Source organism: Luteimonas sp. AC640a, assembly GCF_979256585.1.
On the sequence record NZ_CEEDOV010000003.1, the window covers coordinates 98,221 to 121,367 of the forward strand.

The following is a 23,147-nucleotide window of genomic DNA, read 5'->3' on the forward strand; positions in this document are numbered from 1 at the left end:
CGCGATCAGTAGCGATTGGGCCCGGCGACACGACAGCCGTCGGCCTTGCCGCGTGCCTGGACCGCGCCTTCGGCGTCACCGGTCGACAGGCGCACCTGTTCGAGCGTGATCCAGTGGCGGCGGCACAGTGGACCGACCTGCGCGCCCAGCGCGTAGCCGCGTTCGGCCAGCTGCGTGGCCTTGGGCAGATCGTTCTGCAGGATCGCGAGTTCCGCGCGCTCCTGCAGCAGTGCGGGATCGCTGTCGACGATCGTCATCGCTTCGTCGAGTGCGGCGACGGCGCCCGCCAGATCGCCCTGCGCTTCCAGCGTGACCGCGCGTGCACGCAGGTCTTCGACCATCGGATCACGCAGCGGCTGCACGGCGAGTTCGCCGTCGCCATCGCCCGCGGATGCACGGATCGCCTGGACCATGGTCGCCGGCGGAATGGTCGACACCGGCGCGGCGTCGGCGGTGGTCGGCGACGGACTGGCGCAGGCGACGAGCACGAGCGCGGCGGACAGCGCGGACAGACGGAACGCGAGACGGAACGGATGCATCAGGGTGACTCCTCGACAGGCGGTGCGGGCGCAGGGGCCGGCGCGGGAGCCGGCGGCGCGGTGTCGGCCGGCGGCGCGGCCTCCTCATCACGGCCGAAGCCGAAGAACTCGCGCCAGCCGCGGCGCTCCTGCTGCACCGGCGCGCCGGTCGCATCGACGAGATTGCCATTTTCGTCGACGAAGGTCTGGTTGGGATCGTAGGTCGGGCACGGCTGGTATGGCGGCGCGTAACCGGTGACGAACGCGAAGCGGCGCGCGTCGGGGCAGTCGGCGTCGGTGCTGTTGGACTGCGCGACCCACTGCCACTCGAGACCCGCGTCGCCGACTTCGAGCGGTGCACTCGGCAGGCGCGAGAAGATGCCAGACCACACGCGCATCGCGCCGGTCGCGCCGTAGAGACCGGTCTGCTCGTTCTGGTCGTTGCCGACCCACACCACGGCCAGGTGATCGCCGGTCCAGCCGGCGAACCAGCTGTCGCGGCCGTCGTTGCTGGTGCCGGTCTTGCCGGCGGCATTGAGCCGGCCGAGGCCGTCGCTGACCAGCTGGCGGCCTGTGCCCGAGGTCACCGCGTGCTGCAGCCCCAGCGTTACCAGGCGCGCAGCGATCGCGTCGCCTTCCTGCGCGGGGCGCGGAGCGTTGTCGTAACGGTTGACGACGCGTCCCTGCTCGTCGATCACGCCGCGCACCGCGCGCAACGGCTGGATCTCGCCACCGGAGGCGAGGAACTGGTAGAGCTGCGCCATCGCATACGGGCTCTGGTCCATCGAACCGAGCGTCAGCGACGGATTGGGCGTGGCGCGCACGCCGGCGAGCACGTGCACCAGATCGGCCAGCGCACGCGCGCCGACGGCTTCGCCGATGCGCACCGTCGCCTGATTGTACGAGCGCGCCAGCGCATCGATCATCCGCACCGTGCCGTGGCTGCGGCCGTCGGAATTGCCTGGCGACCAACGTTGTCCGTTCTCCAGCGTGATCGTCACCGGCGAATCGTCGACCCAGCTCGCCAGCGAATACTGCGCGGGATTGCCGAAGGCGAGCAGATACACGAAGGGCTTGAGCAGCGAGCCGACCGGACGATGCGCTTCGACCACGCGATTGAACCCGTGCTCGACCGGATCGCGACTGCCGACCGCAGCCACCACTTCGCCCGAATGCACGTCGGTCACGACGAGTCCGGCCTGCAGCGGCGGCCGCTTGCCCGTGCTCAGATCCTTGATCGTGCGCACCGTCGAGCCTTCCGCATACGCTTGCGCCGACGGCGCCATTGCGGTCATCACCGACAGGCCTGCGCCCTGCAGTTCGCCGGTCGGATAGTCGCGTGCCAGCTGGCGACGCACGAGATCGACATAGGCGGGAAAGCGGTTCGCGGCGATGCTGCCGGGGGTCTCGGTGACGCCGAGCGGGCGCTTGACAGCGCGGTCGTGCGCGGCCTGATCGATCAGGCCGGATTCCAGCATCTTGCCGAGCACGAAATCGCGGCGTTCCAATGCGCGTTCCGGATTGCGGCGCGGGTCGTAATGCGAGGGCCCGCGGATGATGCCGACCAGCAGCGCGACCTGCTCGGTTTCCAGATCGTCGAGGCGACGGCCGAACCAGAATTCCGCGCCCGCGGCGACGCCGTGGATCGCCTGCGCGCCACGCTGGCCCAGATAGACCTGGTTGAGATAGGCCTCGAGGATCGGGCCCTTGCCGTAACGCGCCTCGATCAGCATCGCGTACAGGATTTCGTTGAACTTGCGCGTATAGGTCTGCTCGCGGCCGATGCCGAGCAGGCCACTGCGCGCGAGCTGCTGGGTCAGCGTGCTCGCGCCCTGCCGCGTCTCGCCGGCGCGCAGATTGATCATCGCCGCGCGGGCCATGCCGCTGAGGTCGATGCCGTGGTGATGCGCGAAGTCCTTGTCCTCGACCGCCTGCAGCGTGTCGGTCAGCAACTGCGGCACTTCGTCGATGCGCACCAGCCGGCGCTCCTCCTGGCGCTGACCGTAGAGGGTGGCGATACGCGCCGGATCCATGCGCGCGACCTTGAGCGCGCGCTCGCCGTCGCCATCGCGCAGCCGCGACACACGGCCACCCGACAGCGTGAGCTGCACGCGGCCGGGCGCCACTGCGCCATCGACATCACGATAGCCACGGCTGGAAATCGTCCAGCGCCCGCCCTCGCTCGCATATGTACCCGGCTTGACGCCGTCGCCCTCGCGATAGCCGGCCGCATCGAGCTCGGTCTTGAGCGTCGCGGCGTTCATCGCCACGCCGGGCGTGATCTGCAGCGGACGCGCGTAGACGCGCGTCGGCACCTGCCAGGTCAGCGCACCGAACTTCTCGCTGACCTGCTGGTTCAAGTACAGCGTGTAGGGAATCAGGAAACCGAGGCCGAGGCCGACCAGTGCGAGCACCGCGGTCACCGCGCGCCTGCGCCAGGCGGGCGGCGCGTCGTCGTTCAGATCGTCGGTGTCGTCGTCTTCGTAATCGATCCGGGCCATGGCACCAGTCAGCCGTCGCCCGACGCGGAATGCGACAATGGGCAGCGGCGCGAGTCTAGCGCAGCGGCGCTGCGTGCTCCGAGGGCGAGGTCGCCATCCATTCAGACTGCCGGATCAACGCCTTGTCCGTTCTTCTGCTCTACCACTTTCATCGCCTTTCTGCCCGCCTGCATCGCCTTCGCATTGCGCTGCACGCGCGCGGATGGCGTGGCGTCCTTGCGAGAATCGGCCACCGCTCACCACACGGTGACCATCGACGATCCGACGCGGACGCATCGTCAGAGGTGCTCCCATTCCTGGGCGATACCCGTGGTGCCACAGTCCGCATCCTGATGATCGACGTCACCACGCCGCGCCCCGACAGGGACTCGGGCTCGATGCGCGCGCGCCGTTTGATGAAGCTGATGGTCGAGCTTGGCTACCGGGTGGATTTTCTGCCAGATGATGGCCGTCCTGCAGGTCGCTATACCGATGAACTCGGGGCCGACGGCGTCCGCGTCCATCATGTGGCTGGCGGCCGGCGCGCACGCTGGCTGCGCGAACATGCGCCGGGCTACGCCGCGATCATCGTCAGTCGCTATCACCTGGCGGAACCATTGTTCCCGCTGCTGCGCCAGATCGCACCCGACACTCTACGCATTCTCGACACCGTGGACCTGCACCATCTTCGGGAACGCCGCGAAGCCGAGCGTCATGCCGATCGCCGGCTGTTGCGACTCTCCGCTGAAACGCGCAGGCGCGAACTCGCGATGATCGACTCGGCCGACACCACATGGGTGGTCAGCCCGCACGAACACACACTGATCATGCAAACGCGCCCGGCGGCATGCGTCCGCGTGGTGTCAAACCTGCACGAAGTGATGGACGGTGTACCAGGACCCAAGCAACGCGCGGGCCTGCTGTTTGTCGGTGGTGCCGGGCACCCCCCCAATCTCGATGCGGTGTCCTGGCTGGTCGAGGTGCTGTTTCCTGCAGCACGCATGGTGCTTCCGGAACTCAAACTGCACCTCGTCGGAGACGGACTCGAACACTTTGTGCGCACTCCCGGCCCCGGCGTGATTGTTCACGGCCACGTTCCCGACCTCGCGCCGCTGATACGCAGCGTCCGACTGGGCGTTGCACCGCTGCGTTTCGGCGCGGGCGTCAAAGGCAAGGTCAACCTCGGGATGTCACATGGTCTGCCGATGGTGGTCACCGGATGCGCCGCCGAGGGGCTGCACGTCGTGGACGGAGAGCATGCGTTGATCGCCGAGACACCAGAGGCGTTTACCCGAGCGGTCAGGATGCTCTGTACGGACGACATCGCCTGGACTCGGATCTCCCACGCCGGTCGCGTACTCATACAAACTCACTTCACAGCCGACGCCGCGCGTGAAGCAGTGCTCGCCTCGCTGCCTTTTCCTACGGATCCGACATCCTGATGCGCCTGCTGTTGATCGCCTACGAATTTCCGCCCAGTCCCTCCCCGCAATCGTTGCGATGGACATATCTCGCGCGGGAACTCGACATGATGGGGCACGAAGTCCACGTGCTGACTGCCGATCTTGGCGGAGAGACACCCGGTCTGCCGGTATTGCCGGACACAATCCATGTGCATCGCACATATCCCGGCCCCGTGCGCGGGATGCTGGCGCATCTCCGCAAACGGCGGCAGAGGAAGATCGAGGCCGGGCTGATCCCAGTAGTGGAACAAACGCACGAACGCGATCCGACGGCGCACGCCATCCGCCCGCCCAGAAGCTGGAAGCAACGGGTTTCCGAGGGTATCCAGACCATTGCGCAGTACATCCATTTCCCGGATATCCGCGGCGAGTGGCGTCCTTGGGGGCGGCGCGCACTCGACCGGCTGCTGACGACGATCACGCCGGATCTCGTGATCAGTTCGCACGAGCCGGCAACAACGATCGAACTGGCACTCCTGGCCAAGCGCCGCGGATTCCGCTGGGTCGCCGACCTTGGGGATCCGGTCCTCGCGTCCTATACGCCGGCCCGATGGCGGCGGCGCTCCGCGAAGCTCGAGCGTGCGATGTGCCTTGAAGCTGACCTGATGACGGTTACCACGGATGCGACCGTCTCGCTGATGCAGACGCGCCACCGGCGCGAGGGGCCGTTTCTCGTCCTGCCCCAGGGACATGATGCGCGTCGCAAGGCGCATGGATGCGCCAATGCGTTGTTCCAGGAAGATCGTCTTGAATTGTTCTACACCGGCAGCTTTTACCGATTCCGTCGTCCGGATGCGCTGCTCGCAGGCTTGCTTGCGGTGCCTGAGGCAAGACTGACGATCGCAGCGATTTCAGTACCGGAGTCCGTGCTCGAAGCGGCTCGCCGCGCACCATCTCAGATCCGTCTGCTTGGATTCCAGCCGCACGATGCAATTCTCGTACTGCAACGCAGCGCCGATCTCCTCGTGAACATTGCCAACGATGACATGACCCAGATTCCAGGCAAGGTCAACGAGTACCTCGGAGCCGGCCGCCCGCTTCTGAATCTGGGTCCCGGAAACGACCCTGCATCGGTCGCCGTGACGCGTCTGAGACGTGGATGGAACTGCGCCAACGAGGCGGATGCGATTGCCACGTGCCTGTCGGCGCGGCTTGCCTCGAAGCAGAGGGGAACGTTGGACGCGACACTGGATCTTTCACCTGCGCCGGTCGCGGACATCAGCTGGACGGCGATCGCCGCCCGTTTGAATACAGGGCTGGATGCCGTAGTCAAAAATGCGCCGCGCCCGCTTAATCCCGGTTGATCGAGGCCGTGCGCAGCCGGCGCGCGAATTCCTGATAACCCGGCACGCCGGCGTCGACATCGCGCGCGGACGCCAGCGCAGCTTCGGCGCCGGCGAGATTGCCTGCGCCCAGACGCTCGTCGCCGATCGCCAGCCAGCGCTGCGCCAGGCGACGACGTCCCTCACGCACCGCGCTGCCTGCGTCACCGAGCACTTCACGCGCATCGAGACAGGCGCGTGCCCGCGCAAGGCTGTTCGCGCGCAAAGCCGCGTCGAAGCATTGCTGGGCGGACGGCAACAGGTGCGCCGAGGCGCGCGCAACCGCGGCATCGTCAGGCGCGACCAGACGCGCGGCGCGGATCTTGTCGTAGGCGCTGTCGCCGGGTGGCGTCAACAGGTCTCCGCGCGCTTCAGCCGCGGCGGCCTGCTGCAGCAAGGTCTGCACACGCTGGCGTCGCTCGGCGGCCGGAAGCTGCGGACCGAGGCGTGCATGCCGGGATCGCGAGCGTTCGACATGCTCGCCGGCGACGCGCACCGCATCGCTATCGGCGGCCAACGCGCGCGCCTCGCGCAATTGCGCGTCGGCTTCGGCAAAATTGAAATCGCGCGCAAAGCGCTCGGCGCGTCGCGCATAGGCCGCGCCGGCATCGTGCAGGCCACGCTGCGCGCGCGCATCGGCCGGATCGAACGCAAGCAGCGTGCGCCACTCCGCGACCGCACGTTCGACTTGGCCTGCCTCCAGGCTGCGCGCGGCGCGGCGCCGCAGCGCATCGAGTTCCTCGGTCAGGCGTGCGTCCGTGTCGGGCAGATCGACGTGGCCGGCATCGTATTCTCGGACGCGCGCAATCAGGTCGGCCGCTTCACGCAGACCGCCCGCGCGCAGACGCCGACGCGCGTCGTCCAGCAACGATGCCAGTGCATCCTCTCGCCCCCGCAATGCATCGGCGTTGTCCGGCTGCAGTGCCAGCACGCGGCGGTACAGCGGCAGCGCACTCTGCGCGCCAGCATCCAGATCACCCACCGCCTGCGCTGACTGCGCCGCGGCGACCAGCCGATCGAGCCCGGCGCCCGCAGCCTCACGCTGCCGTAGCACGGACGCCACCGCGTCCACGTGCTCACGTGGCGCAGAGAGTTCGCTGGCGAGTCGTAGCGCCGCATGCGCATCGTCAAAACGACCGGCCTCGACCGCCGCCGCCGCCTGTACGACGGCCACACGCGCCACCTCTGCCAGACCGGCGCGCGGGCGGACATCATCGGGATCGAGCGCGAGCGCCGCCTCGTAGAGCTGGCGTGCGCCATCGCCGTCCGTCGTGCTCAGTCGTCCCGCGGCGGTCGCCACTGCAGCCTCGTCGAGCAAGGCCTGCGCGCGGGTTTCGGGCCAGAGCCGGTCGACCAGGAACAGGCGTACCACCACGACCAGGACCACTACGACAGCGAGCACGCCGGCGGCAACCCACCAGCCGCGGCGACGCTGCATCGCATCGGCTGCCGTGGATCGCGCACGTGTCGATGCGCGCGCCAGCCGCTCACGCGGTGGCGGGGGCAGAGGATCAGGCATGTCGGATTCGCGGTGCACGCGGCGCAGTATGGGAGCCCCCAATGAACGTCCGCGTCACCGGCGCGCGGCGTCCACGCCAGGCATCCCGTCCAGCTTGCCGAGCAGACGCGCGAGCTGGCCGTAATCCGCGACCCGGACCCGAAGCTGCAGACGCACGCGCGACAGACCCAGGGACTCACTCTGGATCGACAGCACGTGTACATCTTCCTGCGCAATCGCGTTGCTGAGGTCCTTGAGCAGATGCCGGCGGTCGACAGCCTCCACCACGATGTCGGACGCATGCCCACCGCTCGCCCGCCCCCACTCGACCGGCAACACGCGCTGCGGCTCGTTGGCCGACAGCCGCAGAAACGACGGGCAATCGCGGCGGTGCACGGTCACGCCGCGTGCGCGGGTCAGATAGCCGGCAATCGGTTCGCCCGGCACCGGACGACAGCAGCGCGCGACCTGTACCAGCAGGTTGTCGACGCCGACCACGTGAAATTCGGAATCCGCAGTCTTGGGCAGACGTCGCGGCTGTCGCAGCGGCAGCGTAGGCGCGGCGGCCTCGGTCGGGGCCTCGCGTTCGCGTTCCAGTTCCAGCAGGGCACGTCCGATCTGGTTCGGACCGACGTCACCGAGCGCGACCAGCACATGCAGCTCGTCGACGGTGGCGACATTGAAACGCGACAGCACCGGCACGAGATCCGCGTACAGCAGCCCGAGCCGCCGCAGGTCCTTGTCCAGCAGCTCGCGACCGGCCTGCAGGTTGCGTGCGCGGTCGAGCTTGTGGAACCAGTTGCGCACCTTCTCGCGCGAACGCGCACTGACCAGAAAGCCGTTGGAGACCACCAGCCAGTCGCGCCGCGGAGAGGGCGTCTTCGCGGTCAGGATCTCCACGCGCTCCCCGCTGTGCAGCACGTAATCGAGCGGCACGATGCGGCCATCGACCTTCGCGCCGCGGCAACGGTGCCCGACCATCGTGTGCACGTGGTAGGCGAAATCCAGCGGCGTCGCGCCCTGCGGCAGATCGACAATCTCGCCTTTGGGCGTCAGCACGAAGACGCGGTCTTCGACCAGCTCGGTCCCGAGCGCGCCGGCCAGAGACGCGCTTCTCTCGCCGGCCGGTTCGGTGTGCGCGTCGAGCAGGCGCCGCATCCATTCAATGCGCCGCTCAAGCGCGGCCTCACCGGCCGACGACGAGCGCTGCGAACCGCCGCTTTCCTTGTAGCGCCAGTGCGCGGCCACGCCGAGTTCGGACGCTTCGTGCATCTCGCGGGTGCGGATCTGCACTTCCAGCGTCTTGCCGTCCGGTCCGACCACGGCGGTGTGCAGCGAGCGGTAATCGTTGTGCTTGGGCCGGGCGATGTAATCGTCGAACTCGCTGGGAATCGGCGTCCACAGCGCATGCACCACACCGAGCGCGGCGTAGCAGGCGGGAATGTCGTCGACCAGCACGCGCACCGCACGCAGATCGTAGAGCTCGCCGATCGGCACCTGCTTGCGCTGCATCTTCTTCCAGATGCTGTAGATGTGCTTGGGGCGGCCCGCGACCTCGCCACGCACGCCCTGCGCCGCCAGTGCTTCGCCCAGCTGCACGCGGACTGCTTCGATATGGCGCTCGCGACCGGCACGCTTGTCGTCGAGCAGACCGGCAATGCGGCGGTAGGTGTCCGTCTCCAGGTAACGGAACGCGAGGTCTTCGAGTTCCCACTTCAATTGCCAGATACCCAAGCGGTTCGCCAACGGCGCGTGGATGTCGCGGGTCAGCGATGCCAGTGCACGGCGCGCGTCATCGTCCTCGCTGCGCGTGGCCGCACGCATCAGGGCCAACTGCCGCGCGAGCAGCACCAGCACCAAGCGCAGATCGCGGATCAACGCGAGCAGCAGGCGGCGCAGACCCTCGGGATTGCCCTCGCTCGCGTGCTCGGCATGCAGCGACCACACCTGGTGCGACGCCCCCAGGCCTTCGAGCAGGGGCACAATCGCAGGAAGTTGCGCGGTCAGCGTGGCGCGCCATTCCGGCACTGCATCGGCGATCGCGGTCGCGACGACTTCGGTATCGGCTCCAAGCAGACCCAGCGAACCGACGGTGTCCAGCAGCACTGCGGCATCACCCACCGAGATCTGCACATCGTCAGGCAACGCTGTCAGCAACGCGCGCAACAACGGGCCGGACGCGGCCATGGTTGGCAGCGCCAGCAGGTGGTCGCGCAGGTTGTCCGGAACCTCGGGCATCGGCCGCTCGATGCGGGCAGGACGGTCTACACTAGCGGCGCCCCGACCAGAGGAACAGAGCATGCGTGCAGTCCACAGTGTCTTGATCGCGGCGGCGCTCGCCGCAGCCGTTCCCGCATTCGCGCAGCAGGCGCGGATCGAGGATCGCCTGACGGATGCCGAGTTCCGAGCGGCGGGTCTGGGAAAACTGAGCGAGGCCGAGCTGGCACGCCTCAATGAACTGCTGGCGCCTGGCGTATCACCGGCTGCTGCCGCTCCTGCGCCTGACGTAGAGGCGCGTATCGCGCAAGCCCGCGAGGAAGGTCGCCGGGAAGCGGCGGTTGCGGCGGACCGGGGCGTGCGTCCGACCGAATCACGTGAGCCGATCGAAAGCACCATTCCGGGCGCGTTTTCAGGTTTCGCCCGTGGTCGCGAGTACACGCTGGCGAACGGCCAGGTCTGGCGGCAGACCGACAACGCGTCGATTGCTGGCGCGCGTGGCCAGGACGTGGGCGTACGGGTGCGCCCCGGACTGCTGAGTGCGTGGGCGCTGCAGGTTGATGGCTACAACACCCGTGCAAAGGTCGAACGCGTCCGCTGAATCCTTGGGGGTCTGCTCTTAAAACGCTGTCGCCATCCAGAGCATCCGATTCACCCAGTATCAAGTAAGCGCCGCCACCCGCGTCGCCAGCTTCTTCGGCGACACGCCGCCTTTCGCGCCGAGTTCCTGGGCGAACAGTGACACCCGCAACTCCTCGATATCCCAGCGCAGCGCCTGCCAGTCGGGCGCGTCGCCGCGTCCTCGCGCGGCGGCGTCGGCGAGCGCGTCGACGAAGGGTTTGACGTCGAGCATGCGCTGCTGGTCGCGTTGCGGATCGCGCTGGGCGCGTTCGGCGCGCAGGGACAGCGCATGCAGCCATCTCGCGTATTCCGACAGCGCCGGCGCCGGCACGTTGCGCAGGAAGCCGGGCGGTACCAGCGCGTGCAACTGGGACTGCATGTCGTCGAGATTCGCGCGCGCCCAGCCCATCAGTTTCGACTCAAGCTTGGCGCGTACGTCGGCGACGCGATCGAGAATGGCCTCGGCCTGTTGCAGGCGCGCCATCGCTTCACCGAACAGCGCCCTGCCGACAACATCGCGATGGGCGGCGAAGGCGTCGGCATCGCGGATCGTCTCCAATCCATCGGCGAGCAGCGCGGCAAGCGCGCCGTCGACGAGATCCTCGCGCAGCCGATCGCCTGGCTTGCCGTCGCGCGGCGCGGCAGATTCGATCGCGGCATAGAGCAAGGCTGTCTTCGGCGCGACCGGCAACTGCTTGCGCGCGTGACGCACGCGATCCGCCAGCGCGATCGTCAGCAGGCGCCGCACGCCTTGCGGATGCAGGCGCCGCGCATGCGTCGGGTCGGCGTGGACCGCGAGTGACGCGCTGTCGCCGTCGTCCTGCAATGCGGGATACGCCGGCAGGCCGCCGGCGCCGGGAATCGACACCGGGACCGGTGTCTCCGGAAATGCGGTCAGCCCGCCCTGCTGCAGACCATCGGCGGCATGCGCGGCGAAGGCGCGTGCAGCGCGCTCGCCGAACCGGTGCCGCAGGTCGTCGAGATCGCGCGATTCGGCCAGCACCGTGGTGCCCTTGCGGTCGCGCCCCGTGTCGACCAGACGCAGGTTCGCGCGCAGGTGTGGCTCCAACGCCACCTCGTCGAAATCCGACGCGGCAATGTCCACACCGGCGAGCTTCTTGAGGAACCGCGCCAGGGTGCCGGTGAACGCATTGGCATCGCCATCGCGCCAGGCCTGCGCGAATGCACGCGCGAAATCCGGTGCCGGCACGAAGTTGCGGCGCAGCGCCTTCGGCAGACTGCGGATCAAAGCCGCGGCCTTGTCCTCGACGAATCCGGGCGCCAGCCACGACAGCCGCACCGGATCGATCGCGTTGAGCAGATGCAGCGGTACCGAGACGGTCATGCCGTCATCGACGGCGCCGGGCTCGAACCGGTACGACACGGCGAGCCGCGCCTCACCAAGCGCGATGAAGGCCGGGAACAGATCGGCATCAACCTCGTCGGCGACCAGCAGATCGTCGCGACTCCAGGTCAACGCCTGCTTCGCGGCCTCGGGCGCCTTGCGCCACCACGCATCCAGCGCCTGCGCCGACAGCACATCGGCAGGCAATCGCTGCGCGTACCACTGCGCCATCCAGTCTTCGTCGACGACCAGCCCCGACCGGCGCTGTTTGGCTTCTTCCTCGCGTGCGCGTTCGAGGGTGCGCAGGTTGCGTTCGATGACGTTGGCGCGCGTGTTGATCTCGCCGGTGACCAGTCCGTCGCGCAGGAACAGCGCGCGCGACTCGTCCGGATACAGCCGCCCATAGTCGACCGGCTTCTTCGGCGCCAGCACCAGACCGAACAGGCTGATCTGTTCGCTGCCGACCACGCGCCCCTGCGAACGCGACCAGCGCGGGTCGTGGTGGCGCCGCGCCAGCAGATGATCGAGTTCACTGATGACCCAGTCCGGCTCGATGGCCGCGTTGGTCAGCGACCAGACCTTCTCGGTATCCAGCAGCGTCGCCGACAGCACCCACGGCGGCGGCTTCTTCGACAGCGGCGAGCCGGGAAACAGCTGGAAACGCCGGCCGCGCGGACCTTCGTACTGTCCCGACACGCGGCCGCCGCCACCGGGATCGGCGCGATGGCCGACCTGGGTCGGCAGGCCGGCGATCAGTGCGCGATGCAGCGCGATGTACGCCGCCGCTTCCGCCTTTGCGGCCATGCGCGGATCCGCGTCCACGACTGCGCCGGCACGCGCATCGATCGACCATCCGAGTTCCTCGCACTGCAGGCGCAGCTGGCGATGCAGTTCGCGCCACTCGCGCATCCGCAGGAACCCGAGGAAGTTGCGGTCGCACCATTTGCGCAGCTGCGACTGTGTGAGATCGGCATGCGCCTGCCGATAGCCGTCCCACAGCTTCACGATGCCGACGAACTCGGACTTCGGATCGGCGAACTGCGCGTGCGCCGCATCGGCTGCGCCGCGCTGGTCGGACGGCCGCTCGCGCGGATCCTGGATGCCGAGGAACGAGGTGATCGCGAGCATCTCGTCGAGGCAGCCGTGCGCGCGGGCGGCGACGAGCATGCGCGCGAGCTTGGCATCGACCGGCAGCCTGGCCATCGTGCGACCGGTCGCGGTGAGCGTGCGCGCGCCATCGATCGCACCGAGTTCGGCGAGCTGCTGCCAGCCGTCGGCGACCGCGCGCGGATCCGGCGGTTCGACGAAGGGGAAGGATTCGATATCGCCCAGGCCCAGCGACAGCATCCGCAGGATCACCCCCGACAGCGACGCGCGCCGGATTTCGGGATCGGTGTAGGCCGGGCGGGACTCGAAATCCGCCTCGGAGAACACCCGGAAGCACGTGCCCGGCGCGATACGGCCGCAACGCCCCTTGCGCTGGTCGGCGCTGGCCTGGCTAACCGGCTCGATGTGCAGACGATCGAGCTTCTGCCGCGGGCTGTAGCGCTTGACGCGTGCGAGACCCGGATCGACCACGTAGTGGATGCGCGGCACCGTCAGCGAGGTCTCGGCCACGTTCGTCGCCAGCACGATGCGCCGTTGCGGACCGGGATTGAACACGCGGTCCTGGTCCTTGGCCGACAGCCGCGCATACAGCGGCAGCACTTCGGTGTGGCGGTACTTGCGACGTTCCAGCGCCTGGTGCGCGTCGCGGATCTCACGCTCGCCGGGCAGGAAGATCAACGTGTCGCCGGTGCCGCGGATCTGCATGATCTCGTCGCAGACCGACACGATACCGTCGAGCACGCTGCGCTCGCCCGCATCCTCGCCTTCGCCTTCCAGCGGCCGATAGCGCACGTCGACCGGAAAGCCGCGACCTTCGACATCGACCACCGGTGCGCCGTCGAAATGTTCGGCGAAGCGCGCGGTGTCGATCGTCGCCGAGGTCACGATCAGCTTCAGATCCGGACGGCGCCCCAGCAGTTGTTTCAGATACCCCAGCAGGAAATCGATGTTGAGGCTGCGCTCGTGCGCCTCGTCGATGATGATCGTGTCGTAGGCGGACAGCCATCGATCGGAGCCGATCTCTGCCAACAGGATGCCGTCGGTCATGAACTTGATCGCGGTCGCATCGCTGACGTTGTCGTTGAAGCGGACCTGGTAGCCGACCAGACCACCGCTCGGCACCTGCAGTTCTTCCGCCACGCGCTTCGCCACCGTGCGCGCGGCGATGCGGCGCGGCTGGGTGCAGCCGATCAGGCCGGCGGCGCCGCGGCCGGCGGCCAGGCACAGCTTGGGCAACTGCGTGGTCTTGCCCGAACCGGTCTCGCCGGCGACGACGACGACCTGGTGCGCGCGGATCAGCGCGACGATCTCCTCCGCCTTGCCGGCGATCGGCAGCACCGGATCGACCTCGGCGCGCGGCAACTGCGCGGCGCGCGTCTCGCGCTGCCGGACGGAGGCCTGCAGGCGGGTCTCGAACGCTTCGCGCGCCGCGACATCACCGGGTGCGCGACGCCAGCGGCCGAGCAGACCGAGCAGGCGGCCGCGGTCGCGCGTCGAAGCGGATTCGATCGCGGTCTGCGCGTGTTTCAACGCGCCGTTCACCGCCTGGTCGCTGGAATGCTGCGTCACGCCCGAAGCTGCCCTCAAGTCACATATCCACAACGGATGCGCGCCTATTGTGTGCGCAATCCCCTCATCACCGGAGTCCTGTCATGGCCAAGACCAAGCCGAACAAGTCCAAATCCTCCAAGACACCGGTCGCCCCGGCCGTCGCGTCGCCGGATGCCCAGTCGAAGGCGCCGGCCATCGATATCGGGATCAGCGATGCCGATCGCAAGGCGGTCGCCCAGCATCTGTCGGTGTTCCTCGCCGACGCCTACACGCTGTATCTGAAGACCCACAACTTCCACTGGAACGTCACCGGGCCGATGTTCAACGCCCTGCACGTGATGTTCGAAGGCCAGTACACCGAGCAGTGGAACGCGCTGGACGAGATCGCCGAGCGCATCCGCGCGCTGGGCTACAACGCGCCGGGTTCGTACGGTGAGTTCATCCAGCTGTCCTCGATCAAGGAAGAGCCGGGCCTGGAGAAGGCGCCGGACTGGCGCGAGATGGTGCGTCAGCTGGTTGTAGGCAACGAGGCCGTGTGCCGCAGTGCGCGCAAGGCGCTGGATGTGGCCGACGATGCCGACGACGATCCGACCGAGGATCTGCTGATCCAGCGTCTGCAGACCCACGAAAAGAATGCCTGGATGCTGCGCTCGCTGCTGCAGTAAGCATCACGATCCGCGTCATAAAAACGCCCGGCAGTGCCGGGCGTTTTTATGTGCGCGTGCGGCGGGGGGTCAGACCGCCTTCAACGGCTCGGGCGCGTCGTCCTCACCACGCGACACCAGCGCGGCAATGCCGAGATCGCCCGTCACATTGACCGTGGTCCGGCACATGTCGAGGAAGTGGTTCACGCCCAGCACCAGGCCGATGCCTTCGGCCGGCACACCGACCATCGTGCAGATCAGCGCAACCACCGGCAGCGAGCCGGACGGCACGCCAGCGGTGCCGATGCCGCCGAGAATGCAGACCAGCATCACCAGCACCTGCTGCCAGATCGACAGGTCCACGCCGAAGAACTGCGCCAGGAAGATCACGGTGACGCCTTCGAACAGCGCGGTGCCGTTCTGGTTGGCGGTCGCGCCGACGGTCAGTACGAAGCGCGACACCTTGCGCGGCAGCTTGAGGTTTTCGTCGGCGATGCGCAGCGCGGTCGGCAGCGTGGCGTTGCTCGAGGCCGTCGAAAACGCCATCAGCATCGCTTCCTGCACACCTCGGAAGAACGCCAGCGGCGACCAGCCGCCGACGAACTTCAGCGCCAGCGAATACGTCACCAGCATGTGCAGCGCCAGCGCGCCGACCACCACCAGCACGTAGGCGCCCAGGCGCAGGAGCAGATCCCAGCCGAACAGCACAGCCAGATTGAACATGAAGCAGAACACCGCGATCGGCGCGAGGCGGATCACCAGGCCGATCAGCGTCATGGACACTTCGAACAGGCCTTCGATACCGCGCTTCAGCGTCGCGGTGGCTTCGGACTTGGTCAGCACCAGGCCGATGCCGAACATCAGCGCGAAGAACATCAGCGACAGGATGTTGGCGTTGTCCGAGGCGGCGCCCACCACGTTCTGCGGCACGATCGACATCAGCATGTCCATGCCGGTCGCGCCTTCCTTGCTGTCGCGCACGATCGCCGCGGTGCGCTGCGCACCTTCGGCCAGCAACTGCTGCGCGAGCGCGGGATCCACGCCGTCGCCGGGCCGGAACACGTTCACCATCACCAGTCCCACGACCACCGCGATGCCCGACAGGACGACCGTCCACGCGAGCGTGCGCCAGCCGATCCGGCCCAGCGCCGCGACATCGCCCATTTCCGACACACCGATCACCAGCGCCGAGAACAGCAGCGGCACGATCAGCATGAAGATCAGGCTGAGGAACAGCGTACCGAGCGGCTCGGTGACCCAGCCGACGAAGCTCTCGATCAGCGGCCGGCACTGCCAGGACGGCTCGGCGCCGGTGCAGGCGGCCGATGCGGGATCGGCCAGCGTCCACGCGGTCAGGCCGGTGTAGTGCGCGATGAGGCCGAAGACCAGACCGGCCGCGAAACCGATCGCGATCTTCCAGTGGAGCGGCAGGCGGGAACGTGCGGGAGCGTTGGAATCGGCCATGGCGTGGAGACCGCGGGAAAGCGCGGAGGCTAGCAGGAAGCGGGGATCAGCGGCGCGGGTACAACGGTGGCAGATCCGGGCCGCGCGGCGCGTGCGAAGACGCACCCTGCCACGAAGCGCCACTGCGAAACGCCGCGCGCAACGCCTGACGTGCGCCGGGTAGATCGCCGTCGGTCCAGCGCGCCCGCTGCCAGAGGCCGACGGCCTCGCGCTGGGCGGGCGCATCGAGACGGGCCGCGATCGTGTCGAGATCCGCCGCGGGCGGGTCGGACAAAGCGCGCAGGGCGGCCTCGACGTCCGCCGGCTCGCCGGTCTGCAGCACTTGCATCAGGCGGCGTTGGGCTTGGCCCGCTGAGCCGGAAGATTGCGGGGGAACCGTCGCGTCGCCCGGCGCCGACGACGCAACGCCTGCGCGCGCCAGGCCAATCGGCTGCTGCCGATACAAGCGCCATGCCACCCACGCGGTCGCCAGCCACAGCGCGGCGAGCAGTGCCGCGAGCGCGGGCCACAGCTTCGAGTCAGCCGCATCGGATGGTGTCGACACGGCGGTCGAAGCCACCGCGTCAACTTCCGCTTGTGGCGCCCCACCGGGCAACGCTTCACCAGCCGCGACCGCCAGCGACACCGCAGGCGGGCCGCTGGTCCGCGCCGCACCCGCGCGCACGTCCCACCAGGCGATCCGCGGGCCGGGCACCTGCAGACTGCCCTCGGCGCGCGGCACCACCGAGTAGCGCCGGGTCAGCCGCACGCGCGGCCGGCCGTCCTCGAAACTCTCGTCGTACTGCGGCGGTTCGGCGAACACCTGCGCGCCCTGCAACGGCGGCAATGAGATCTCCGGCAACTGCGTTCCCACGGCGCCATCGAACACGGCCTCAAGCACGAACGTGCTGGCCTCGCCCGCACGCCCCTGCGTCGGCGCTTCCAGCCAGCGCGCCTGCACGCCGTAGAGCGGCAGCCAGGGCTGCGGCGCGTTTGCGGGCATCGCGCGGACGTCGAGCACGCTGGGCGGCCCGTTCGCCGACAGCTCGCGCGGTCCACGATTGAACACATCGTCGAACATGCCGCCGCCTGCGCCGCGCCCTTCGAAACGCGCGCCGGGAATCGACAGCGTGCCGCTGCGCTCGGGCACGATCTGATAGCGACGCTCGACGACGGTATAGCGCCGTCCGTCGATGTCGCGGCTGTACTGCACGTCACTGCCGATGCGCTGCATCGACGCGCCCTCGGGCGAGGGCTGGTCGAGGCTGCCCGACACCAGCGGCGTCGCGTAATACAGCCGCAGCACGTAACCCACCGACTGCTGCACGTACGGCGACTGCACGTCGATGTCGGCTTCGATGAAGGCCGGCGCGCCATCACGTGCGGCCGTGACGGCAGCCGGGGCGACGCTCAGCGACAGCGGCGCGGTGCTCACGGTGCCGACCTGCAGGGCCGGCACCGTGAGCACGCCTTCCCGGCGCGGCCGCAGCGCAACGCCGTACAGCGAGCGCGTCACGCGCCGGCCGCCGGTGATCTCGACCTCGCGCCGGCTGGTGTGGCCGCTGACGTCGAAATCGCGCGCCAGCGGCGCCCAGTCGGGCGTGTCGCCTGCGCCGTCGGTTTCGACGTTAAGCGTGGTCGTTTCGCCGAACGCGATGCGGTCGCGGTCGAGCCACGCGCGCGTCTGCGCCTGCGCAACGCCGACGAGGCACGACAGCAACAGCATCGTGACCATCCACGCCGCGGATCGCGCGCCCTTCGAACGCACAGCCTTCATCGGTCGCCTCCCGTTGCGCGACGTTCGTGTTCGAGCCGGAATTTGGCCCGCAGCAATCCGCCCGGATCGTCGGGCACGCGTCGCAGCCACGCGGCATTCGCCTGCTCGCGTTCGTCGCCGGTCTCGGCGCCCGTCGTGCCGGCGTCGGTGGCGTCTTCATCGGACGGGTCTTTTTGACCGTCGAGCGCGCGCTGCATCTGTTCGCGCTGCTGCGCATCCGCGTCGCGCTGCGCCTGTGCATCGGCCGGCGGCGGGGTGTCGGAGGCCTGCGGTTCCGGAGCGTCCGACGGCGGACGCTGATCGCCTTGTCCCTGCGCATCGCCCCGCTGGCTGTCCGAAGGATCACCGGTCTCGCCCGGCTTCGGCTGACTGTCACCGTCGTCGCGCGGTGTCTGCGGCGCGCGCGGATCCTGCCCCTGTCCCGGTGGCGGCTTGCGGCTGCGCGCGGCTTCGACAGCCGCGCGATTGGCGACCGCATCGGCCATGCCCGGCTGCTGCGACAGCGCCTCGTCGTACGCCGCGATAGCGGCGTCGAGACGACCCAGCCGCGCCAGCGCATTGCCACGGTTGTATGCAGCGTCGGCGCCCGGCAATCCGGTCCACGTCTTCAAGGCCTCGTCGTAGCGTTCGCTGCGATAGGCCGACGTACCCGCGCGCATCCGGCCGTCCGCCACCTGATCGACGCGCTGCCAGGGCGTCGCAGCCGGCGCCTGCGCCTGTGCGGGCATGGGCAACAGGGCCGGCCACAACGCGAGTACCGCCACACACGCGAAGGCCGAACCACGCCGGAAGGCCAGCAACACCAGCGCGAGCAGCGGCAGCACCAGCCAGTAACCCTCGTCGAGCACGCGTCGCACGCTCGCATCGCTGCGCGCCGACGCCGCGCCCGCAGTCGTCTCCGGGGTGAGCACACCGAGCGCACGCAGATCGCCGTCGTCGATCGACAGTGCGTGGTAGCGCCCTTCGCCGGCGACCGAGAGCGCACGCAACGCAACCGTCTCGAGGCGCGCATGCGCGAGCGCACCGGCAGCATCGCGATAGGCCGCGCCTGCGGGGGTGCCGAGCCCGAGTACCGAGACCCGATAGCCCATGCGCGCGGCAATGCCCGCTTCCGCAACCGCCCCAGTGCTGGCATCGCCGGTCACCAGCAGGATGTCGCCACGCAACGCCTGCCCTTGTCGCAGCAGACGCGTTGCATGCGCGATCGCACGATCGGCGCGCCGGCCATCGACCGGCATGATCTCGGGCGACAGCGCATCGAGATACAGCGCCACGTTGCGCGCGTCGTCGGTCAGCGGTGCGACGGTGAACGCGTCATCGGCATAGGCGATCAATGCGACCTGCCCCGCGCCACGTTCGGCCAGCAACTGCGCGAGCTTCGCGCGCGCCTGCAGCAGCCGCGAGGGCGGCAGATCGCTGGCGGTGCTCGCGGTCGACAGATCGATCGCAACGACCAGCGGCGCCATGCCCTGCGTGTCGAGCGGCACCGCGACCTCGCGCCAACCCGGCCCGGCAAGTGCGAGCACCGCGAGCAAGCCGGCGAGCAGCCACGCGACGAGCCCGAACAGACCGCGCCGATCCGGACGCGCTTCGAGCAGATGCGCGAGCAGATGCGGATCCACCGCCTCGCGCCAGGCCTCCGCGCTGCGTCGACGTCGCCACCAGATCCAGGCCAGCAGCGGCAACGCCAGCAGCGCCCACAGCCAGGCCGGGCGCGCGAACTGCACCGCGTCGAATGGCAGATTCATGCGGCCGCCTCGCGACGCAGGCTCAACTGCTGCAGCAGCGCGAGCATCAGCAATCCACACGCCGCGCCGAGCGGCAGCGGATAGCGTTCGATGCGCGGACGTAATGCGGGTCCGGGCCGTTCGGCAGGTTCCAGACGATCGATCTCGCCGTAAATGCCGGCAAGCTCGTCGGTATCGCGCGCACGGAACGCGCGACCGCCGGTGGTATCGGCGATGCGTTGCAGCGCGGCCTCGTCGATCGCCGGTTCGCTGCCGGGCATCTGGAAGCCGAACAGACCGCCCGCACCGGCATCGCTGCCGAACGCGATCGTGTGGACGCGCACCCCCGCATCGCGCGCCAGTTCGGCGGCCTTGTCGGGTGTCAGTGCGCCGGCGTTGCTGACGCCGTCGGTCAGCAGGATCAGAAGGCGCTGGCCGCGCGGCGCATCCTGCAGCCGCTTGACGGCGAGGCCGACCGCATCGCCGATCGCGGTTTCGCGCCCGACCAGACCGACGACCGTCGCGTCCAGCTGCTGGCGCACGCTCTCGCGGTCCAGCGTCATCGGCGTCATCGCGTAGGCGCGTTGGCCGAACACGATGAGACCGATGCGATCGCCGGCGCGGCGCTCGAGAAAATCAGCGATGACCGCCTTCGCCGCGGTGAGCCGATCCACGGGCCGTCGCCCGACGAACATGTCTTCCTCACTCATGCTGCCCGACAGATCGACAGCGAGCATCAGATCGCGCGCGCTGCGCGGCGGCTGTTCGACCTCGCCCCACTGCAACGGACGTGCGGCGGCGATGCACAGCAGACACCACGCCGCCCACAACAGCCAGGGCGTCTTCGACGCGCCGGCTGCACTGCCGTGGGTCGCCAGCGCATCGAGTCCGCGATAGGGCACGCGCAGCGCACCGCCGCGGCTCTGCGACGCCGGCAGGAAACGCCACACGAGCCAGGGCAGCGGGATCGCCAGCAGCCACCAAGGCCACGCGAACATCTCGCCCAGCGCCGGCAGCCATGCGGGCAGCTCGCCGGTCATCGACGGCGTCCCAGCATCAAGGCGACGAAACGCGCGCGTGCGAGTGCGTGCAGGGCGGTGGTGTCCAAAGCGTCGGCATCACGCCGGAATGCGCCGTCCCGCAACGCGATGCCCTCGCTGGTCGTGAACGGCGCGCCCGGCACGCCGGTGTCGAGAAACGACAGCCAGTCATCGCCATGCAGGCGATCGGCATCGGCTCGATGTCGCCGCGCCGCGCGGCGCAGCAACGACGACATCGCGGCGATCCGCGCGGCCGCATCCGGCGCAGTCTCAACCTCTGCATCGAACAGCCGTTGCCAGCGCCGTCGCTGCCAAGCGCGGAACAGACGCCAGCCCACGACTGCGCAGACCAGCAGCAGGAGCGCGGCCGCCAGCCACCACCAGCCGACCGCCGGTGGCCACCACGACGGTGCGGACGGCTGATGGATGTCGCGCAGCACCAGGTCGGGCATCGTTGCCATCAGCCCATCCGGCCACGGGCGAATGCGGACAACCAGCCGTCGCTCGGCGCATCGCTCGACACGGACTCAACGCCGATGCCGGCGCGTCGAAGATGCGCGATCGCCGCGTCTCGCGGCGCATCGAAGGCCTCGCGCCAGCGCCCGCGCTGCGCAACGCCCGACAGATCCAGATCGACCCGTCCGGTGTCACTCGCGAACCCGAGATGCCCGCGCGGTGGTGCACGTTCGAGCGGATCGTCGAGCAGCAACACCAGCGCATCACAGTGCGCCCCGACCGCCGCCCAGTCGCGTGCCGGCACCGCGGCGGCGCTGGCCGAATCCGCCAACACCAGCAAACGCGAGCCGGGACGCAGCAAGCGGCGCGCATGGTCCATCGCCACGCCCAGTCCCGCATCGCCTGCCGGCGGCGCCGCATACCAACGCGTCAGCGCGTGCAACACCCGCAGCGCACCGCGCGTGCCGCCCGCTGGCGGCACCGGCGCTTCGATCATCGAACCACGCAAGGCCGCAATACGATCGCCATCGGCGGCCGCGGTCCAGGCCGCGATTGCGCCTGCGCGTGCGGCCTGGGTGGATTTGAAGCGGACCCGCGTGCCGAAGTAGAGCGTGGCCGCGGTGTCGGCGACGATCAGCGTCAGCCGTTCGCGCTCGCGCTGGAACGTCTTCGTGTGCGGACGCCCGGTGCGCGCGGTCACACGCCAGTCGATGTGCCGCGCGTCGTCGCCGGCCACGTAATCGCGCGACTCCGCGTACTCCATGCCCTGCCCGCGTTGCGGCGACGGCGCGATAGCGCGCACACCGCTGCGGGCACGACGCATCGCGCCGCGTTGCCGCGCGAGCGGACGCAGCGCGACCAGTTCCGCCAGCGACGGGCGCACGCCCGGCGCGACGTCCAGCTCGCCCGGATTCACGGCAGCGGCACCCACTCGATCAACGCCTGCACCAGACGCTCGCCGTCCCAGCCCTCGGCCGTGGCCTCGTAGCTCGGCAGTACGCGGTGGCGCAGCACATCGGGCGCCACGGCGCGCACATCGTCGGGCGTGACGAAGTCGCGTCCGGCGAGCCACGCAGTCGCGCGTGCACATCGCTCGAGGGCGATCGAACCGCGTGGGCTGGCGCCCCAGGCGATGCGTGCGGCCAGCGCCGCGTCGTAGCGGCCGGCATCGCGCGACGCCAGTACAAGCTCGACCAGATAGCGCTCCACCGCAGGCGCCACATGCATCGCCAGGACCGCGCGCCGCGCCTCGAACAACTGTGACAGCGGCATGCGCTCGACCGGCGTCGACACTGCGTCGAGCTGGGCCAAGGCGCGATCGCGCGCGAGCTGCAGGATGCGTGCCTCCGCGTCCGCTTCCGGATAGCCCACGCGCACGTGCATCAGGAACCGGTCCAGCTGCGCTTCCGGCAGCGGAAAGGTGCCTTCCTGTTCGATCGGATTCTGGGTCGCCATGACCAGAAACAGGTCCGGCAGCCGATAGGTCTCCCGACCCACCGTCACCTGGCGCTCGCCCATCGCCTCCAGCAGCGCGGACTGCACCTTGGCGGGCGCCCGATTGATTTCATCGGCGAGCAGCAGCGGATGGAAGATCGGCCCGGCCTGGAACTCGAAACGGCCGTCCTGCGGCCGCCAGATCTCGGTGCCGGTCAGATCCGCGGGCAGCAGGTCTGGTGTGAACTGCACCCGCGCGAAATCCGCATCCAGCCGCGCCGCCAATGCTCGCACCGCCATCGTTTTCGCCAGACCGGGCGCGCCCTCGACCAGCAGATGCCCGTCAGCCAACAGCGCCACGAGCAGCCGTTCGACCAGCGCTGCCTGGCCGATGATCTCTTCCGACAGCGCATCGCGCAGCGCCACGAACCGCGCGTGCAGTCCGTCCGCAGTTCCGTCAACCAGATTCATCGCCATCCTCGGTCACCGGCGCCCATCGCGCAG

General features: G+C 69.0%; 17 protein-coding genes. 4 read left to right on the forward strand and 13 right to left on the reverse strand.

From position 1 onward, the window contains the following. Positions 1-5 precede the first annotated feature (5 nt). From ACZ9YD_RS01995 to ACZ9YD_RS02005, 3 genes are all read right to left on the reverse strand, one after another. Complete coding sequence (locus tag ACZ9YD_RS01995; RefSeq protein WP_465073460.1) at positions 6-539, reverse strand: tetratricopeptide repeat protein; 534 nt, start codon at positions 537-539, stop codon at positions 6-8. Next, on the reverse strand, positions 539-3,019 hold the full coding sequence (gene mrcB / locus ACZ9YD_RS02000) for a penicillin-binding protein 1B (protein ID WP_465073461.1): 2,481 nt from the start codon (positions 3,017-3,019) through the stop codon (positions 539-541). Before mrcB ends, ACZ9YD_RS01995 begins: the two co-directional genes overlap by 1 nt. A 101-nt stretch (positions 3,020-3,120) precedes the next feature. Then, entirely contained in the window at positions 3,121-3,252 is a 132-nt protein-coding gene (locus ACZ9YD_RS02005; protein WP_465073462.1) for a hypothetical protein, read from the reverse strand. Positions 3,253-3,351: 99 nt separating this feature from the next. Between ACZ9YD_RS02005 and ACZ9YD_RS02010 the strand changes: the two genes are divergently transcribed. Further along, positions 3,352-4,440 (forward strand): glycosyltransferase family 4 protein, encoded by a 1,089-nt coding sequence (locus tag ACZ9YD_RS02010; protein WP_465073463.1) that lies wholly within the window; start codon positions 3,352-3,354, stop codon positions 4,438-4,440. After that, complete coding sequence (locus ACZ9YD_RS02015) at positions 4,440-5,765, forward strand: glycosyltransferase family protein (RefSeq protein WP_465073464.1); 1,326 nt, start codon at positions 4,440-4,442, stop codon at positions 5,763-5,765. Before ACZ9YD_RS02010 ends, ACZ9YD_RS02015 begins: the two co-directional genes overlap by 1 nt. Here ACZ9YD_RS02015 and ACZ9YD_RS02020 read toward each other — a convergent pair. Next, entirely contained in the window at positions 5,752-7,221 is a 1,470-nt protein-coding gene (locus tag ACZ9YD_RS02020; RefSeq protein ID WP_465073465.1) for a hypothetical protein, read from the reverse strand. The genes ACZ9YD_RS02015 and ACZ9YD_RS02020 overlap by 14 nt on opposite strands. 135 nt (positions 7,222-7,356) lie before the next feature. Next, complete coding sequence (locus tag ACZ9YD_RS02025; protein ID WP_465073466.1) at positions 7,357-9,519, reverse strand: RelA/SpoT family protein; 2,163 nt, start codon at positions 9,517-9,519, stop codon at positions 7,357-7,359. A 61-nt stretch (positions 9,520-9,580) separates the two neighbouring features. On the opposite strand from ACZ9YD_RS02025, the gene ACZ9YD_RS02030 reads away from it, so the two are divergent. Beyond that, positions 9,581-10,099: a hypothetical protein gene (locus tag ACZ9YD_RS02030; protein ID WP_465073467.1), complete on the forward strand. Its 519-nt coding sequence runs from the start codon at positions 9,581-9,583 to the stop codon at positions 10,097-10,099. Positions 10,100-10,159: 60 nt separating this feature from the next. Here the strand turns inward: ACZ9YD_RS02030 and hrpA are convergent, their stop codons facing one another. Further along, positions 10,160-14,140, reverse strand: a complete 3,981-nt coding sequence (gene hrpA / locus ACZ9YD_RS02035; protein WP_465073468.1) for an ATP-dependent RNA helicase HrpA — start codon at positions 14,138-14,140, stop codon at positions 10,160-10,162. A gap of 83 nt (positions 14,141-14,223) precedes the next feature. On the opposite strand from hrpA, the gene ACZ9YD_RS02040 reads away from it, so the two are divergent. Next, positions 14,224-14,787, forward strand: a complete 564-nt coding sequence (locus tag ACZ9YD_RS02040) for a Dps family protein (protein ID WP_465073469.1) — start codon at positions 14,224-14,226, stop codon at positions 14,785-14,787. A 69-nt stretch (positions 14,788-14,856) separates the two neighbouring features. On the opposite strand, the gene ACZ9YD_RS02045 is transcribed toward ACZ9YD_RS02040, so the two are convergent. Genes ACZ9YD_RS02045 through ACZ9YD_RS02075 form a run of 7 tightly spaced genes read right to left on the reverse strand, consistent with a single transcriptional unit; the run spans position 14,857 to position 23,114 of the window. Continuing rightward, complete coding sequence (locus ACZ9YD_RS02045) at positions 14,857-16,230, reverse strand: dicarboxylate/amino acid:cation symporter (protein ID WP_465073470.1); 1,374 nt, start codon at positions 16,228-16,230, stop codon at positions 14,857-14,859. Positions 16,231-16,276: 46 nt separating this feature from the next. Further along, positions 16,277-17,986: a BatD family protein gene (locus ACZ9YD_RS02050; RefSeq protein ID WP_465073471.1), complete on the reverse strand. Its 1,710-nt coding sequence runs from the start codon at positions 17,984-17,986 to the stop codon at positions 16,277-16,279. Then, positions 17,983-19,734, reverse strand: coding sequence for a VWA domain-containing protein (locus tag ACZ9YD_RS02055; RefSeq protein WP_465073472.1), 1,752 nt, complete (start codon positions 19,732-19,734; stop codon positions 17,983-17,985). Before ACZ9YD_RS02055 ends, ACZ9YD_RS02050 begins: the two co-directional genes overlap by 4 nt. After that, entirely contained in the window at positions 19,731-20,753 is a 1,023-nt protein-coding gene (locus tag ACZ9YD_RS02060) for a vWA domain-containing protein (RefSeq protein ID WP_465073473.1), read from the reverse strand. The genes ACZ9YD_RS02055 and ACZ9YD_RS02060 overlap by 4 nt, the downstream gene beginning before the upstream one ends. Further along, entirely contained in the window at positions 20,750-21,214 is a 465-nt protein-coding gene (locus ACZ9YD_RS02065) for a DUF4381 domain-containing protein (RefSeq protein WP_465073475.1), read from the reverse strand. The genes ACZ9YD_RS02060 and ACZ9YD_RS02065 overlap by 4 nt, the downstream gene beginning before the upstream one ends. Then, positions 21,214-22,140 (reverse strand): DUF58 domain-containing protein, encoded by a 927-nt coding sequence (locus tag ACZ9YD_RS02070; protein WP_465073476.1) that lies wholly within the window; start codon positions 22,138-22,140, stop codon positions 21,214-21,216. The genes ACZ9YD_RS02065 and ACZ9YD_RS02070 overlap by 1 nt, the downstream gene beginning before the upstream one ends. Next, positions 22,122-23,114: an AAA family ATPase gene (locus ACZ9YD_RS02075; protein WP_465073477.1), complete on the reverse strand. Its 993-nt coding sequence runs from the start codon at positions 23,112-23,114 to the stop codon at positions 22,122-22,124. Before ACZ9YD_RS02075 ends, ACZ9YD_RS02070 begins: the two co-directional genes overlap by 19 nt. Between the last annotated feature and the right edge of the window lie 33 nt (positions 23,115-23,147).

Excerpts from the sequence above, each read along its gene's own strand:
- ACZ9YD_RS01995 (WP_465073460.1), bottom strand. The coding sequence starts at position 539 with ATGCATCCGTTCCGTCTCGCGTTCCGTCTGTCCGCGCTGTCCGCCGCG.
- mrcB (WP_465073461.1), bottom strand. The coding sequence starts at position 3,019 with ATGGCCCGGATCGATTACGAAGACGACGACACCGACGATCTGAACGAC.
- ACZ9YD_RS02010 (WP_465073463.1), top strand. The coding sequence starts at position 3,352 with ATGATCGACGTCACCACGCCGCGCCCCGACAGGGACTCGGGCTCGATG.
- ACZ9YD_RS02015 (WP_465073464.1), top strand. The coding sequence starts at position 4,440 with ATGCGCCTGCTGTTGATCGCCTACGAATTTCCGCCCAGTCCCTCCCCG.
- ACZ9YD_RS02020 (WP_465073465.1), bottom strand. The coding sequence starts at position 7,221 with ATGCAGCGTCGCCGCGGCTGGTGGGTTGCCGCCGGCGTGCTCGCTGTC.
- ACZ9YD_RS02025 (WP_465073466.1), bottom strand. The coding sequence starts at position 9,519 with ATGCCCGAGGTTCCGGACAACCTGCGCGACCACCTGCTGGCGCTGCCA.
- ACZ9YD_RS02030 (WP_465073467.1), top strand. The coding sequence starts at position 9,581 with ATGCGTGCAGTCCACAGTGTCTTGATCGCGGCGGCGCTCGCCGCAGCC.
- ACZ9YD_RS02040 (WP_465073469.1), top strand. The coding sequence starts at position 14,224 with ATGGCCAAGACCAAGCCGAACAAGTCCAAATCCTCCAAGACACCGGTC.
- ACZ9YD_RS02045 (WP_465073470.1), bottom strand. The coding sequence starts at position 16,230 with ATGGCCGATTCCAACGCTCCCGCACGTTCCCGCCTGCCGCTCCACTGG.
- ACZ9YD_RS02050 (WP_465073471.1), bottom strand. The coding sequence starts at position 17,986 with ATGAAGGCTGTGCGTTCGAAGGGCGCGCGATCCGCGGCGTGGATGGTC.
- ACZ9YD_RS02055 (WP_465073472.1), bottom strand. The coding sequence starts at position 19,734 with ATGAATCTGCCATTCGACGCGGTGCAGTTCGCGCGCCCGGCCTGGCTG.
- ACZ9YD_RS02060 (WP_465073473.1), bottom strand. The coding sequence starts at position 20,753 with ATGACCGGCGAGCTGCCCGCATGGCTGCCGGCGCTGGGCGAGATGTTC.
- ACZ9YD_RS02065 (WP_465073475.1), bottom strand. The coding sequence starts at position 21,214 with ATGGCAACGATGCCCGACCTGGTGCTGCGCGACATCCATCAGCCGTCC.
- ACZ9YD_RS02075 (WP_465073477.1), bottom strand. The coding sequence starts at position 23,114 with ATGAATCTGGTTGACGGAACTGCGGACGGACTGCACGCGCGGTTCGTG.